The sequence below is a fragment of the Proteiniborus ethanoligenes genome (assembly GCF_900107485.1).
Classification (GTDB): Bacteria; Bacillota; Clostridia; order Tissierellales; family Proteiniboraceae; genus Proteiniborus; species Proteiniborus ethanoligenes.
The window spans coordinates 30979-47218 of the sequence record NZ_FNQE01000028.1; the positions used below are offsets into that span (position 1 = coordinate 30979).

14 protein-coding genes and 1 rRNA gene are annotated in these 16240 nt (G+C 31.7%); 1 reads left to right on the top strand and 14 read right to left on the bottom strand.

The genetic code is table 11. The annotated features are described in order from the left end of the window. Window positions 1-11: 11 nt before the first annotated feature. The 4 genes from BLV37_RS11625 to BLV37_RS11640 form a co-directional block, all read right to left on the bottom strand. A complete protein-coding gene (locus tag BLV37_RS11625) occupies window positions 12-872 on the bottom strand; it encodes a tRNA 2-thiocytidine biosynthesis TtcA family protein (protein ID WP_091731643.1) in 861 nt (286 codons plus the stop codon). 32 nt (window positions 873-904) lie between these two features. Further along, a complete protein-coding gene (locus BLV37_RS11630) occupies window positions 905-2566 on the bottom strand; it encodes a hypothetical protein (RefSeq protein WP_091731645.1) in 1662 nt (553 codons plus the stop codon). Window positions 2567-2568: 2 nt separating this feature from the next. Next, entirely contained in the window at window positions 2569-3354 is a 786-nt protein-coding gene (locus tag BLV37_RS11635; RefSeq protein WP_091731648.1) for an ABC transporter ATP-binding protein, read from the bottom strand. Between the two features lie 85 nt (window positions 3355-3439). Next, complete coding sequence (locus tag BLV37_RS11640) at window positions 3440-4147, bottom strand: RDD family protein (RefSeq protein ID WP_091731650.1); 708 nt, start codon at window positions 4145-4147, stop codon at window positions 3440-3442. A gap of 59 nt (window positions 4148-4206) precedes the next feature. Between BLV37_RS11640 and BLV37_RS11645 the strand changes: the two genes are divergently transcribed. Then, window positions 4207-5157, top strand: a complete 951-nt coding sequence (locus BLV37_RS11645) for a stage II sporulation protein M (protein ID WP_176967969.1) — start codon at window positions 4207-4209, stop codon at window positions 5155-5157. On the opposite strand, the gene BLV37_RS11650 is transcribed toward BLV37_RS11645, so the two are convergent. The 10 genes from BLV37_RS11650 to rrf all read right to left on the bottom strand — a co-directional run bounded on the left by BLV37_RS11650 (window position 5154) and on the right by rrf (window position 16029). Continuing rightward, the gene (locus BLV37_RS11650; protein ID WP_176967970.1) at window positions 5154-6467 is read right to left on the bottom strand and encodes a DUF58 domain-containing protein; all 1314 of its coding nucleotides are present in this window, start codon (window positions 6465-6467) and stop codon (window positions 5154-5156) included. The two genes, BLV37_RS11645 and BLV37_RS11650, sit on opposite strands and share 4 nt — an antisense overlap. An 86-nt stretch (window positions 6468-6553) precedes the next feature. Next, window positions 6554-7519: an AAA family ATPase gene (locus BLV37_RS11655; RefSeq protein WP_244270532.1), complete on the bottom strand. Its 966-nt coding sequence runs from the start codon at window positions 7517-7519 to the stop codon at window positions 6554-6556. Beyond that, window positions 7483-8538, bottom strand: a complete 1056-nt coding sequence (locus BLV37_RS11660; protein WP_091731660.1) for a hypothetical protein — start codon at window positions 8536-8538, stop codon at window positions 7483-7485. Before BLV37_RS11660 ends, BLV37_RS11655 begins: the two co-directional genes overlap by 37 nt. Further along, entirely contained in the window at window positions 8522-9202 is a 681-nt protein-coding gene (locus BLV37_RS11665) for a hypothetical protein (protein ID WP_091731662.1), read from the bottom strand. The genes BLV37_RS11660 and BLV37_RS11665 overlap by 17 nt, the downstream gene beginning before the upstream one ends. Window positions 9203-9222: 20 nt before the next feature. Then, on the bottom strand, window positions 9223-10191 hold the full coding sequence (locus BLV37_RS11670) for a hypothetical protein (RefSeq protein WP_091731665.1): 969 nt from the start codon (window positions 10189-10191) through the stop codon (window positions 9223-9225). A 245-nt stretch (window positions 10192-10436) separates the two neighbouring features. After that, window positions 10437-11378, bottom strand: coding sequence for a DnaJ C-terminal domain-containing protein (locus tag BLV37_RS11675; protein WP_091731668.1), 942 nt, complete (start codon window positions 11376-11378; stop codon window positions 10437-10439). 103 nt (window positions 11379-11481) lie between these two features. Next, window positions 11482-12069, bottom strand: a complete 588-nt coding sequence (lepB, locus tag BLV37_RS11680) for a signal peptidase I (protein WP_208975264.1) — start codon at window positions 12067-12069, stop codon at window positions 11482-11484. A 67-nt stretch (window positions 12070-12136) separates the two neighbouring features. Further along, window positions 12137-13054 carry a DMT family transporter gene (locus BLV37_RS11685; protein WP_091731670.1) on the bottom strand — a complete coding sequence of 306 codons (918 nt, stop codon included), beginning with the start codon at window positions 13052-13054 and terminating at the stop codon, window positions 12137-12139. A 210-nt stretch (window positions 13055-13264) separates the two neighbouring features. Continuing rightward, window positions 13265-15592 (bottom strand): vitamin B12-dependent ribonucleotide reductase, encoded by a 2328-nt coding sequence (locus BLV37_RS11690; RefSeq protein ID WP_091731673.1) that lies wholly within the window; start codon window positions 15590-15592, stop codon window positions 13265-13267. A 320-nt stretch (window positions 15593-15912) separates the two neighbouring features. Next, window positions 15913-16029, bottom strand: a 5S ribosomal RNA gene (gene rrf, locus BLV37_RS11695). Window positions 16030-16240 lie beyond the last annotated feature (211 nt).

A 16240-nucleotide genomic window follows, 5' to 3' on the forward strand; every position in this document is an offset into this window, starting at 1 on the left:
TTAAATTAAATTTACTCATAAAAATCTAAATAAGAATACTTTTCTCCATCTTTTTCCCAACCAAGTATTGAGTCCATATTTACGTTTTGTGCTGCTTTGAAAATGGACTTTTCCACATTTTCAGAGTTCTTTTTAAGGCTTTCTATTAGGTCTTTTATTTCATAACGTTTATTGCCTATCCTTTCAGCAGCAACCATACATGCACAATTCAAGGGCCATATGCCACTGTATTCTATAAATCTTCTAATGCTTGTTTCCTCTATATAATATAATGGTCTTATTAACTCTATTCCCTCAAAGTTCGCAGATTTAAGCTTTGGAAGCATTGTTTTAAAATTACCTGAATACAATACGTTTAGCAAAGTAGTTTCTATAACATCATTATAATGATGACCAAGAGCTAATTTGTTACAGCCTAATTCTTTAGTCTTGCCATAAAGAGCACCTCTTCTCATTCTAGCACACATATAACAAGGATAATCTTTTGCCATTCTATCAGCTACTTCAAATATATCTGATTCAAATATATGAACAGGTATATTTAAGTATTTACAGTTTTCTATTAAAAGCTCTTTTATATCAGGATGATATCCAGGGTCCATGGCTATATACTCTACTTCAAAGGGTACATTACCATGCTTTTGGAGCTCTTGAAACAGCTTTGCCATTAGAAGACTATCCTTTCCTCCTGATATGGCTACTGCTACCCTATCTCCTTCTTGTATAAGATTATAATCTTTTATGGCTTTTATAAATTTAGACCATATGTGTTTTCTATATTTTTTTATTATGCTTCTTTCTATATCCTCTATTGGTTTCCTTTCTGAAGACGGTACTCCTGTCTCACAGCCTTTTCCTGCTATTTTACTCATTATTATCACCTCAATTTAAGGTTAAGTTAAAGTTAATTGATACTATCCCAACTAAGTTTAAATACTTTTCTCCATATAAATATGGTTACTACTAAAGCCACTATTATATATATAAAGAATACAATTCTGTTTATCCTCATAAGTATATGGAGTCCAACAGTAGCTCCTGCAAATAGCATTGATAATAGTAAAGGTGCTGCTCCTTGCTTAACTATTTTATTTGCATCCTCACTAAAGGGAAGTTTCTTGCTTCCTGTATTAAACATCATAGCTATTATAAATAGCATATTGATAAACATTAATACTACATCAAGTATTATACTAAATTTATATAAAATTAAAAATATAAAACTAACAAATAAAAATATACCAGTACAATATTTAAATATATACCCCTTAATAGCTCCCTTATAAATATATTCTGGGGATTTTATTGGTAGAGCCTTGTATATCCACGCTCCCTTATAATTTTCACTTATGTCAATAAACATTATTGTAGTGCTTAGCATAAATATACTTAAATATATACCAAGATATGCTTTCCCTTGTCCTAAGGAAGAAATGAATTCTAAGAAGCTTATATCACTCCTTATGTAAGCTAACAAGGTTATAAATGGGAATATAGCTGCAAAAGCAAGAGATGGGTATATTTTCAGCTTAAGCTTTCTTTCATTTGACAGTAGGCTTTGAGAAAACTTGAAAATTGCTCTTTCTGTTTTATTAAAACAAAATATATTTGATACTAAACTATGAAATTTTATTTTTCTTTCTGCAGAGGAGCTACCTCTTTCGCTGCTACTATTCAGCTTTGTCAGATTTTTTTCAAAATGAGGCATAACGATTTTTATATGGATGATTAAGGATATTATAGGTATTACTAAGGCTAATAAGCTTAGATATACATATGTGCTTTCATAATTTTTACTTAATAGAACCTCAAAAGGAGCAGCAAACCAAGCTGGAGGTAATAAGAAACTCCACCATTTAGGATTTGCAACTATTTTCAAATCTATTAAATCGAACATTCGACCTATTAACTGGTATCCTACTACCATGACAATCGAAAGAATTATTTGAAAATAATTTATAATGTCCTTTAATTTTTCTCCATCAAAATATTTTAGTATAAAGCTATATAATAAAGATGTTAAAAAGATTACTAAGCCTGATATAAGTATTAGTTCAATAAAAAATATAATTAAAAATAGCACTCCATGTCTGATGGTCCCCCCTATAAGTGAAGGTCCAGCCATAACTATAGTGATACTGAACATGTACATAAAAATATGAACTATTTTAGACATATTATAGGTTTTTTCATCTATTGGCTTTGATAAGAGTATATTTTTACTCTTCACGTCTAACAAAACTGATGAAAAATCTGAAATCATCGTAGTTAAAATCATAAACATGAGCATACCAAGACTGATACTCATGCCTACATATATAGGAATAGGTATAACTACTGTAAACATAACAAATAACCCTATTAGACCATATGATAATAAGGATTTTTTAAATAAATTATCATCATTTTCCTTATTGTTATAATTGGCTACTGCTATAGATACTCTTCTGCCATCCATAATCAGCTTAATTTCTAATATTGCTCTCATTGCTTTATAATTTACGCCTATTTTCTCAAACAAAGAGCTAAACTTATCAAGAAGCTTTAAAGATTTGAAATTGCTCATCTTTAAACCTCCTGTAGCACAGATACAAACTCATCTGCTATTTCCTTATGCTTAGTAAAACCAGTAAGCTGATTAAATATTTGTTCAAGAGAGCCCTCCATGCTTTTTTCCTTTAATTCTTCAAATGTACCATCTGCAACTATTTGTCCATCATTTATTAAGAGTATCCTATGGCTTATTTTTTCTACAATCTCCATAATATGTGATGAATAAAAAATTGTCTTTCCCTGTTCAGCTAACTGGGCTAAAATTTCTTTAAATATCATAACACTATTGGCATCAAGTCCTCCTAATGGTTCATCTAAAAATAATATATCTGGATTATGGATTAAGCTAGCAATGATTAATAGCTTTTGCTTCATGCCTTTAGAATATGAAGATATCCTTGAATAGTAGTGTTCTTTTATCCCAAACAACTCCATAAGCTTTTTCGCTTTATTACTTGCCTTTTCGCTTTCCATTTCGTATATTTCTCCTAAAAAGGTTAAATATTCGTGTGCTGTTAAATTTTCATATATTTCTGCTGTTTCAGGAACATATCCTATTCTTTTTTTATACTCTACCCCATCTTCTAGTATATCCTTACCAAATATCTTTATCTCTCCCCTATATTTGTTTATTATTCCTAGAAGTATCTTAACAGTTGTACTCTTTCCTGCTCCATTAGGGCCTATGTACCCTATTATCTGACCTGGGTAAATACTTAAGTTTATTCCCTTTAATATATCTGGACCAGTACCATAATTCATTCTTAAATCACTTATGGTTATTATAGGTTCTTTTGTCATATGTCTTCCCCCTGTTCTTAATTTATATTGAGCACAATGGAATATGCTCCCTAATAAAGAATAAAGTTGGTTCTTAGGATGATTTTTATATCATTCTATTTAATAGCTGGATTAACATCTTATTATAGCTGTTTTCATTCCATTCTATACTGTATTTTTCTACAAAATATTTACCTAATTCTTTTTCTAGATTTTCAGCCCCTTCTTCTATGAAATCTTTTCTCTTAAAATATTCCTTCAATAAATCATTCTCCTCCTGTGTTAAGGAAAATTTATAGTTTATGTTTTCGTTTTGGAGATTGATAGTGTATAAGGCCTCTCTCTTTTCCTCTACAATAACTATGGTAGAGCCTAGATAATCTCCTAATCTTTTATGAGCCTTAGTAAAAAAAATAAGTATTACACCAATTCCATAGTTGTCTATTATCATTCTAAAAAGATTTCTAATGACTGAATGCTTAAAACCTATAGGCTGCCCATTAGCTCTTATGGTTCGTAAACCAAAAACCTTTTTCCCTGGTGTCTTTCCGTTCATAATCATTTCAAATATAATGAAGTACCCATAATTAATAATAAATGTTAAGAGTAAGGATATTGCGATTGCCCAGCTCTTATATTCTTCATATAGGTCTGATGGTGTAAGCCCTAACAATAAAACTATAATCAACACTAATCCCATTAAAGTAATCTGTATAAGCACATCTATAGCAGCGGCAGCAGTACGAGAGCCTAAAGCTGCAAGCTTATACTCTAGTTCTATATTTTCAGGTGTAGTAATTTTAACTGTACTCATAATTTCACTCCTTTTTGTATTGGTGTTTATCTGGTACAATATGCTTAGAGGTGAAAATATTGAATGTTGAACAATTTATCAAGAAAAATTCTTCCTCATGGGATGAACTAAAAAAGTTAACAGATTTATTAAATAAAAAAGGAATAAGGCATTGTGAGCCTAAGCAAATTAAACGCTATCTGTATCTTTTTCGTCAGTCTAGTCATCAGCTTGCCTTTGCCAGAACGCATTTTCCAGGCAGCGAAGTTGTTCCTTATCTTAATGCTTTAGTAGCTAATTCACATAATCATATTTATTCGGTTAAAAAATATGATTTTTCTGAAATTAAAAGCTTTTTTACCTTTGAGCTTCCAAATAGTATTAAAAAGCATAAAAGCTACATAATTACCGGAGCTATTATTTTCTTTTTAGGCTTTATTCTTAGTTTGTTAGTAGTTTGGAATAATCCGCAAAATGCAGCATATTTTATGCCTGAAGAGATGATCCAAAATATTAACTGGGATGGAGATACTTCTGTTGCTTGGGATTATCCTCTTATGTCAAGCTATATAATGACTAATAATATCTCTGTTGCTTTTAAAGCCTTTGTACTAGGGGTAACATTAGGCATCGGAACATTTTACATCCTTTTCTTTAATGGTGCCTTACTAGGAGCATTAACAGCCTTAGTATACCATAATGGCAACCCTTTAGGTTATTGGTCGTTAATATTGCCTCATGGAGTATTAGAGCTTACAGCTATTTTCATAGCTGGTGGTGCAGGTTTAATGCTAGCACGCTCTATCCTAATCCCAAGGAAATACTCTAGGAAGCACTCAATCATAAAGAGTGCTAGAGAATCTACAAGCCTTATGCTTGGTGTTATAGTATTTTTAATAATTGCAGGTATTATTGAAGGCTTTTTTACTCCTATAAACATATCCCCTCTATACAAACTAGTATTTGCTGGATTTACATTAGTCATAATAATTGCATATTTCTCTATACCATATTTTAAATCGGAGGCTTAAAAATGCATCCGATTTTTCACATATATATACTTATTTATAACATCTGATGCAATCTTCTCAGGCTCACATTCAATACACATTATTCCCTTTGTATTGAGCATACTTATGGCTTTTTTTCTATCATGGAGCATTTCAATAGCAACTGCTTTTATATATGCATCCTCTTCTTTTTTTATGGGGGTTTTTGCCAATTTCTCCAGGTTTTCATCCTTTATCAATACTATAATAACTATATTGTTTTTTGATATTGATGGAAGCACTTTCATCATATCCTCTGCTTCTTCTATAGTATCAAAATCTGTAAATAAACATATTAAACTTCTACGCCTTTCCTTGCCTTTAAAAAAGAAAAAGACTTCTTCATAATTAGATGTGGATTTAGTATGCTCTATGTGATAAAGTGCCTCCATCAAGCTATTTCTATGAACACTACCCTTACCTGGTGGTATAAATCCATGTACTTCTGTGCTAAATGTAACTAGACCTGATTGATCACCATTTTGATTTACTATATCGCAAAGAAGCAATCCTGTATTTATGGCAATATCCAGTTTACTATGACCTCTTATAGAATAGCTCATAGGTCTTCCAGCATCTATCATGGCATACACATGCTGATTTTTCTCTGGTTCATATTGGTTTATTATAGGTCTGTTTTCCCTTGCTGTAGCCTTCCAATTGATTTTCCTGTATTCATCACCATAGACATACTCTCTAAGGCTTTCAAACTCAGTACCTCTACCTAAAAGTTTCATTTCTTTTCTTCCATCTTTATGAATTATGCTATTATAAGCCCCTAGCTTATGTTTTCTTAAGTCCTTAAGATTAGGATATACCTTGTATTCTTTGCTTAAATCCTCTTTAAACTGTTTTTTACAAAGCTTAAGCGGTCCTTCATATCTTACATGTACTTTACCAAATGTAAATGCACCTCTTTTTTTAGGTATTACCCTATACTCAAATATTTCCTTCCTATGTGGTTGTATATATTTTCCTACTGGCTTTTTATCAGCATCAAAGTGAAAGTCGGGTATTTCATCTATGATTTCTACAAATATATCTTTTGGGCTTTTATTATATATGCTTATGGTTATATTTTCTTCTTGGAACAAAGATAGTTTTTCATTACCTATTCTTTCTATTTCTAATGCATCAGGAGAAGGTGATATTATATAATCAATTACTAATAAGGCAAAACAAATTATATTGCAAAAAATAAATGCAGACAATGCAAATCCAAAAAAATATCCAATAATAGTTATAATAATCCCTGATCCCATTAAAAATATAAATCGCTTTGTAATAGCCAAGTGCATCACCTTCCTTACATTTACTTTCCACATACACCTCAAAAAAACCTAATACTAATAGCTAATTCGTTTATCTATCCTGCAATCTATCTTGGCACTTTTATCTGCATCAAGATATTGTCTATTACCTTGTCCTCCTTTATGCCTTCAATAGTAAGTTCAGGTCTTAAGGAAATACGATGTCTCAGTACAGGAAATGCTACTGTTTTTATGTCTTCAGGTATTACATAGTCCCTTCCATTTATAACTGCGTAGGCTTTGGCTGATTGAAGCAATGCAATTGAGCCTCTAGGACTGCTTCCTACCTCAATAGAAGAGTAATTTCTCGTTTCTCTTACAATCTGTATTATATAATCAAAAATGCTTTGATCTACCTGTACCTCTTCTATTTCCTTTCTACATTTTAGTATATCCTCACTGCTGCAAACTACCTCTATGCCTGATGTATTTAAGTCTATACTATTAAAGCCTTTATGGTATTTTTCTAGAACCTCCTTTTCAGCTTGTGCTGAAGGATAATCTATAGTGATTTTCATTAAAAATCTGTCTAATAAAGCCTCTGGCAAAGGATATGTTCCCTCATATTCTATAGGGTTTTGTGTAGCAAAAACCATGTATGGAGATAAAAGAGGAATATTTTCTCCGTCAATAGTAACTGCCTGCTCCTCCATGGCTTCTAAGAGTCCTGCCTGTGTCTTTGGAGGTGTACGATTAATTTCATCAGCTAGAAGAAAATTAGTAAATATAGGCCCCTTTTTCAATTCAAATTCTCTAGTCTGCATATTATATATTTTAGTCCCTGTGACATCTGATGGCATCAAATCAGGAGTAAATTGAATCCTTTTAAAATCCACATTCATAGTCTTAGCCAATGCCCTTATCATAAGAGTCTTCGCAAGTCCAGGCACACCTTCTAAAAGGACATGTCCCCCGCACAGAAGCCCTGTCATGCAAAACGCTAGCATCTCTTCTTGTTCAACGATTACCTTATTTATTTCTCCCTTAATTTTCTCTACTATATGCTGTGTATATCCCCTTTCAACTCTTTCCAATTAGTCTCTCTCCTTTTACTAAGAATTTTATTCAAATGTTCAATTATACTTACAATTTGAAGCATTTCTTTTGAAGTTATCTTTGCATCTTCATCTATGTCCATAAGCTCATATAATCTTTTTCCTTCTTTGAGGCTAGGTAACCTTTCATTCTCCCATATTTGTATCCAATTATTATCTTTCAAATTATATACTCCTAGAGTGTTTTCTAAATTGGTTAAGAAATCCTTATAGAAGCTCTCTATTGCTTCCTTTCTTAATTCTCCCTTTTTATATAAAGAAGCTGCTGAATATATATACTCATTTTCAATTCTTTCAACCTCTTCATGAAAAGGAATTATACCTCCAAATCTCTTCCCATGATAGTAAATAATTAATGCAATAAACAATATAATCTCATATACTATGAATTTTATTTCTTTAGGCATATCCTTCCATAGGGAAGGTTGACGAGCTTGAGAATAATGGTAGTATTCATTAAAGCTAATACTATTAATATGTCTATTTTCAATCTGTGTAAGAATCCAATATGCTCCATCTGTATTTTGTGTTAATGCTTTATTGCTTATTATTTGAGGCTCACCTAAAATCAATAGGCCCTTGCCTAAAGAATAGGCTATGGCCTTTTCTTCCTCTAACAAAATGTATTTATCTATTTCTCTTCCGTAGCTAGGGTCTAAAGATTTCCATTCTGCTGTTAAATATAAAAGGTTACCTCCATCTTCAAGCCACTTTTTTATATCCTCTTCATATATATCTAGTTGGCTTCCCTTAGCCTCAATAACAATTTGCAGGGTATCTCCTTTTCCTAAATGAACTTCTTTAAACACGAGATTTGTAGTATAGCCTGTATCCTTCAAAACTTCATAGATAATACTAACACCTTCTTTTCCCTTGTTCCCTACTGAATAGGGCTTTAAATATTTCTGGCTTTCATTTGTAAAGCTTAAGCTTATCCATAAAAAAACAGGGAAGAAAATTAGTATAAAAATCAAGTTTCTTTTATTTTTTGTTTTCAATACATAGCACCCCGTTCCACAGCTCTTCCATATTTCTTTCCCATAAATCATATTCTTTTTCATGGATGTTTTTATGCCCAAACCATACTTCATTGAACAAATAGGTTAACTTTTGAAAAAGCCCAATTTGCTTAAATCCCTTTGCTTTCAGAACCTGAATCATCTCACTATTTGTCATAGCCTCATCTATATATAGGAGATTTTTTTCATTCATTTTAACTAATAATGATATAAATTCTAATCTAACAGCTTCTCTATAATCTCCACCTTCTTTAAACTCTCTAGACTTTTCTCTTAAACCTTCCGCTGTAGTAGTATTATTGATTTTTTCACCATATATTTTCTTGACATTTTTGTTTTTATATATGATTTTTCTCATAGACATAATTAGCATAATAATTAAAATTATTAAAATAATAGTTCCAATAATGACTATACCATTAGATAATCCAAATGAGTAAGACTCCATGTTCTGGCTTGCATTAAAAATTTTCTCCATCCATTTATTTAACCAATCTGTAATTATGTTTCTTATTCGCTCTGTTATATCCACATAGTTTTTGTCTAAATGACGGTATACCGGTTTTTTTAATACCTGCTTTACTGCCTTATCAAATTCTCCTCTTTGGATAATAGTAGCACTAAGACTATAAATGAAGTTCATGACTTTCTCCCTTCATGAGTTTACTGTTGATTTTTTAGATTTGCTATATTGAGTGCAATATGATACCCTTCTTTTTCAAAACGCATATTATAATATAATACGATTGTAAATATGCCACCAATGGGAGCCACAAAATAGGAAACTAACATCTGTATTGGTATCCTAACAACATTTCCAATCATTAAAAGCATACTCATAAGCTCTTCTTGTGCTCCTGTAGACTCTAAAACAAAATATATTATTCCACCTGCCAATCCAAAGATAGTATAGATTGAAATATTTATAAAAAACAATAACAAAAAGGATGATGCTATATAACCAAAGGTTCTCCAAAACTTACCTTTTACAAGCTGTCTGCTTCTTTTTAATGCTTTGAAAAAATAAAGCTTTTCAATAATAGCTACTTCAATTGCAAAGGCATGTATGGTCATAAAAAAAGCAAATCCTATAAAAAATACTATAGATAGTACTATTATTCCTACTATAGATACAGTATCTCCCTCTAAGCTATACCCTCCATTTGACACTATAGATGTTAGTATCCATCCACACATTACTATTACAGGTAAAAATAATATTATTCCTGCTGTTACTACACTTATTACTCTAAATATATTTTTAAACGCACTCACAATTGCATCTGATATATCTACCTTTTTTCTTAGAAAGGCATTGGAGCCTATGGTTATAATACCACTCTGCTTAGCTGACTCTAATGAATAGTAAAATAGGGTTAAAAAAACTGTAAGCATAAGCATTGATATGAAGAAATTAGACTCAAATGTTCCATTACCTAGTATTATGCTGCTAGTCATTAATAAACTTACGGGTACTATAATAATAAAAGAGAAAATCAAACCAATTACAGCAACTAGTATACTCATTACAAATAAATACAAAGCTGATGTTCCTAAGTTTTGTTTATGTATATAGATTGATTTATCTAGCATCTGAGTAATAGACATAATACCATATCTTTTTTCATCCATAAGATCACTCCTGTTGTCTTTTTTATATTATAAAACAATTATATCTATACAATATACAAACTATTTTATCATAAATCTAATAACTTTGATAATTTTATAGTTATTTTATCAATAAAATCCCATTATGAGCACATTAAAATATTCCCTCATAATTCCCCAACAAAAAACAACTCCTCGTTTAATTTAGAATGACAATAGTAATTGCCATCCTAGCTTTAACGAAGAGTCTTGTTTTTTTGCATGGCTTATTCTCTGGGATTAAAGGTCGATGCTTCCTTAAGAGACTCATATAGTTCTCTTTCTTTTTGTGTTAAGCTCGTTGGATTTACGATTTTTATCCTTACAAACATATCTCCTTTGTTTCCATTCATATCCTTATACCCTAGGCCTTTTAGCTTAATTTTTTCATCTGTCTGAATTCCAGCTGGAATCTTTATCTTTACTTTGTCCTTTAAGCTTTTTACCACTACATCTGAGCCTAAAGCAGCTTCCCAAGGTAAAAGGTTTAAGTCTCTAATAATGTCTAAGCCTTCTAGCTTAAATTCTTTATCATCTTTAATTTTAATCTTTAATAATAAATCCCCGTTCTTGCCACCCCTTGAGCCTTTACCACCCTGTTCTTTTATCTTTATTTTTTTACCTGGAAGTATACCTGCAGGTATCTTTACAGATATAGTTTTAACCTCACCTAGTATGTTAACACTTATAATTTTGCTTACTCCTTCATATGCTTCCTTTAAACTAATTTCTAATTCAGATTCAACATCTTCCCCTTTTACATTTCTACTCCTTCTATTTGAAAATATATTTCCTAAATCAAAGCTGGATGTTGAAAAACCATCTCTTCCTCCAAAAAACATGTTGAAAAAGTCACTAAAATCCGATGCATCTCCTGTTGAATAGTATTGATAATTTCCGCTACCAAAGCCAAATTGCGATGGATCAAACTCTGCTCCATTCTGAAAGTTATAGCTTTGGCCAAAGGTATCATATTTTTTTCTTTTTTCTTCATCTCCTAATACTTCGTAGGCCTCATTTATTTCTTTAAATTTTTCTTCAGCTGCCTTATCATTTGGATTTAAATCAGGATGATATTTTTTAGCAAGCTTTTTATATGATTTTTTAATATCAGGAATAGTAGCATTTTTGGATACTCCAAGTACTTCATAATAATCTTTATATTTCATAAAAATCTCCACCTCTACAATAAATCAAGTTTGACTTTCTTTGACCTTTGATTTGATTATAATATTTTTTTATCTTTAAATCAATATGATAATCTATAGTTTTCTATAATTTTCCCATTTTATTAAAAGGATATAGTCTGATTATTACTTTTGCTCTTACATTTTTAAGAGGAATAGGACCAATATCTCTACTATCTCTACTGTCATTTCTATTGTCTCCCATTACAAACACATGCCCATCTGGAATCCTTATACTCATATCCTCCGTAATCATCTCTTCAAATATATAAATTTCCTCTATAAGTTCTCCATTTCTATATAGCTTATTATTTCTAATTTCTAGTGTATCACCAGGTACGCCAATGACTCTTTTTATTAGGAAATCCATATTTTTTCTTCTCAAAATAGTACTTATTATTGCACTATCCTTGGCTTCATCTATTATAGTTCTATTTTTGTTTATATTACCATCTACTATTACTATATCACCATATTTAGGTACGCTCTTAAATATTTGATTTGTTTTTATTGCAAATAACCTATCTCCATGATTTAAAGTCGGATTCATGGATCTACCATCTACTCCAGTCATTTCAAAAACAAAAATATTTATAATCAATGCCAGCACAAATGCAATCCCTAAGGACTTTGTCCATGATATTAGTTCCATAGCTATAGTTTTTCTTGACATATTAAAGCCTCCTGTTTATCTATATAAAATTTTTATTGTAGTTTTCTAATCTACAAATATTCTAATACTATTTGCTGATGTTTATGTTATGAACGGCATTATCTACTATTTCCTTATATCTATGCTTTCTATTAGTAAAATCCACTTCCGTTATTATCATGCTAATTAATATTAACACAGCTCCTATTAAACCCTTCTTGCTAAGAATTTCTCCTAAAATAACATATCCAAATATTGCTGCAAAAACAGGTTCCGCTGTAAAAATTAATGCTGTATGAGTAGGACTAGTAAACTTCTGCGCTATACTTTGAACAATAAAGGCACCTAAAGTACAAACTACACTTAATATTATTATATTTGTCCATACCTCATAATTAGTTGGAACTATAGGTTTCTCGAAGGATAATGTTGTTATTAAGCTTAGTATAGCACAAACTCCCATCTGAATAACTGCAAGAGCAATAGGTTCACTTTCCATTGTATATCTCCCTAGGAGTATTATATGAATTGCACATATTATGGCACATATAAAAGTATATATATCACCAATATTTATTTCTGATATGCTTTTATTTAAGGATAGAAGCCCTAGTCCTGCAAATGCCATAAAGACACTAAAAAACACTTTTTTCTCAGGAACCTTTTTCATAAGTAATGCTGAAAATATCGGAACCAATATCACATTGAAGCCTGTAATAAATGCAGATTTTGAAGCTGTAGTATAGTTAAGTCCTACAGTTTGGAGTCCATAAGTAGCATATACTACAATCCCTAAAATTACACCTTGTTTAATAGTCTTTCTATCCATATTAATTAATTGCTTTAAAAAAATAATTAATGATAAAACAAATGCTATAGAAAATCTAATAGCTAAAAAGTTAAATGTGCTTAGCTCAGATAATGAGCTTTTAGTTAATAGAAAAGAGGCTCCCCATCCTACGGTTACTAATAATAACGCTATATCTGCTTTTAGTTGTTTCGACATATGAAACCTCCCTTTAAATCTAAATAAATTGTCTATATCTTGCTATTACTCTAGATTTATTATATTTGATTACTTACATTTTGTATATATTAATTAATGATAGCATAAATTCTTCAATATTGTCTGTTTTAATAAAAAAACTATCTAGGACTATAAATCTATGTTTATATTTCCTAGATAGTTTATTAAACATTTATTCTCACTAAGGAACTAACCGCATTTAGAAAATCCACAGCTACGGCATATTACACATCCGCCTTCATGTTCAAGCACACTGCCACATTCAGGACATGAACTGCCTTTTGATTGAGGTTTTATATCAAGTCCTGATGAGATTTCTTCTAAAGAATCATTGTCAGCTACGCTGCATGAAATAGGATTATTCTTTATTTCTTGTTCAATCTCCATGGCAATATCGTTTGTTGATGAATTTTCAACATCTACATAAGTATTCATAACTTTTTCAAGTGCTTTTCCTATAGCATCTGGACAAGAGAGAACCTTAATATCTTTGTTGGTGCCTCTTTGACGTAGGGTAGAATGACATCTTATTCCTTTTAATTGCTCAACAACAGACTTAACATCCATACCTGATCTAAGTGCTATAGAAACAAGTCTACTTGTAGCTTCACTTTGGCTTGGACATCCTCCTGCTCTACCTACATTAGTAAATACCTCGCATATTCCTTTTTCATCATAGTTAACTGTAATGTAAAGATTGCCACATCCTATTCTAACCTTTTCTGTCATTCCCTGAGTTATTTCTGGTCTCATTCTAGGTTTAATAGCTATACTATCATCTTGACTTATATTTTCTTTAGGCTCTTCCTTCTTTCCAGTACTAAGAACCTGATCTTCTCTGCTTCCATCTCTATAAATAGTTACGCCCTTACAACCAAGCCTATAGGCCAAAGTGTATACTTCTTCTACATCTTCCTTAGTTGCTTCATTTCTAAAGTTTACCGTCTTTGATACTGCATTGTCAACATGGTTTTGATATGCTGCTTGCATTTTTATATGCCAAATAGGTGAAATATCATGGGATGTTACAAAAATTCTTTTTATATCTTCTGGTATTTCATCTATATGAGCTAATGTACCTTCTTCAGCAATTCTCTCCATCAATTCCTTTGAATAAAATCCTCTTTCTTTAGCTACTTCTTCAAAGTATGGGTGTACTTCTATAAGCTTATCATTATCCATTACATTACGAACAAATGAAATAGCAAACAATGGCTCTATACCACTGCTAGCACCTGCTATAATACTAATAGTTCCAGTTGGTGCTATAGTTGTTGTTGTAGAGTTCCTTAGTTCCATCCCCTTTTCTTTATATATACTTTGTTCGTATGCTGGGAAGGTTCCTCTTATAGAAGCCAATTCAGCAGATTTTTTCTTTGATCTATCATCTATAAAGCCCATTAGTTTATCTGCTAATTCTACCGCTTCATCTGAATTGTATGGTAGTCCTAAATAGAATAATAGGTCTGCAAATCCCATTACTCCTAAGCCTATTTTTCTTGTTAGTTTCGTCATTTTATCTATTTCATCTAATGGATATTTGTTCATATCTATTACATTATCTAAAAAATGCACAGCTTCATCTACAGTCTTTCCAAGCTTATCATAATCTATTTCATATTTACCTTTAGACTTTTTTAGCATTTTAGCTAGGTTTATAGAGCCTAAATTACATGATTCATATGGAAGTAGTGGTTGTTCACCACATGGATTTGTGCTTTCCATCTCTCCTAACCCTGGTGTTGGATTCGCTTTATTAATTCTATCTAAGAATATTATTCCTGGTTCTCCATTGTTCCAAGCCATAGTAACTATAGTATCAAATACTTCTTTTGCATTTAGAGTTCCTACAGATTTTTTTGTATGTGGATCTATTAAATCATAGTTTGAACCTTTTTCTACAGCTTCCATAAACTCTTCTGTTAATCCTACGCTTATGTTGAAATTTGTAATTTCACTAGTGTCTTCTTTGCAACTAATAAACTCCATTATATCTGGGTGATCAATTCTAAGAATCCCCATATTTGCCCCTCTTCGAGTTCCACCTTGTTTTACTGCCTCCGTTGCAGCATTAAAAACCTTCATAAAGCTTATTGGTCCTGAAGCTACCCCACCTGTTGATTTTACTGATGAACCCTTCTGTCTTAGTCTGCTAAAGCTAAAACCCGTACCGCCACCACTTTTATGTATTAAAGCTGAATTTTTAATTGCATCAAATATACCTTCCATTGAATCTTCAATAGGCAGTACAAAGCAAGCTGAAAGTTGTCCTAGTTCTCTCCCCGCATTCATCAAGGTTGGAGAATTAGGTATAAATTCTAAATTGCTCATCATATCGCAAAAGATTCTTTCTTTCTTTTCTGTATCCGCTTTTTCATTATATATTTTATCTGCCTTTGCAACATGATTTGCAACTCTCTTGAACATTTCCTCAGGCGTTTCTATAACTTTGCCATTTATATCCTTAGCTAGATATCTTCTTTCTAAGACTGTAATAGCATTTTTACTTAATCCCATTGGGGCACCTCCATCAACTATATTTAGTGTATTTTAAAAATATATATACTAGATATTGTACCATTAGTAGTGTTTAGTGTCAAAGCTTATAATACTTATTATAAAGTAGAAATATATACATAATTGCATTTTTTCTTATATTTTATGACCTAACCCGATTTTTCGGACGTTTTTATCGAAAAATCAAGGAAGCTCAGAAAACAAGTTTCTGAGTACTGCAATTACACCAAATTTGCACGACCGTATGGGAGTGAACAAATTTGTGTTGCGAAACCGCGCTGGTGTTCTTAATGTTCTCTATGTTTACAAAAAATAAAAAAATCCAGCGACGTCCTACTCTCCCAGGCGGTCTCCCACCAAGTACCATCAGCGCTGAAGGGCTTAACTTCTGTGTTCGGTATGGGAACAGGTGTGACCCCTTCGCTTTTGTCACTGGATTATGCCCTAACCCGATTGTTTCGGATGCTTTTTCCGAAAGAATCGCTGGTAGGTCAAACGCAATGAGCACCAAATTTGCACGACCGTATGGGAGTGAACAAATTTGTGTTGCAAAACTGCGATGCCCTAACCTATTAAGAGCTTCTTTTAAGTATTAAGAATTAACAATTAACAATTTTTCATCTTTGTTCTTGCTTTATTCTATATACT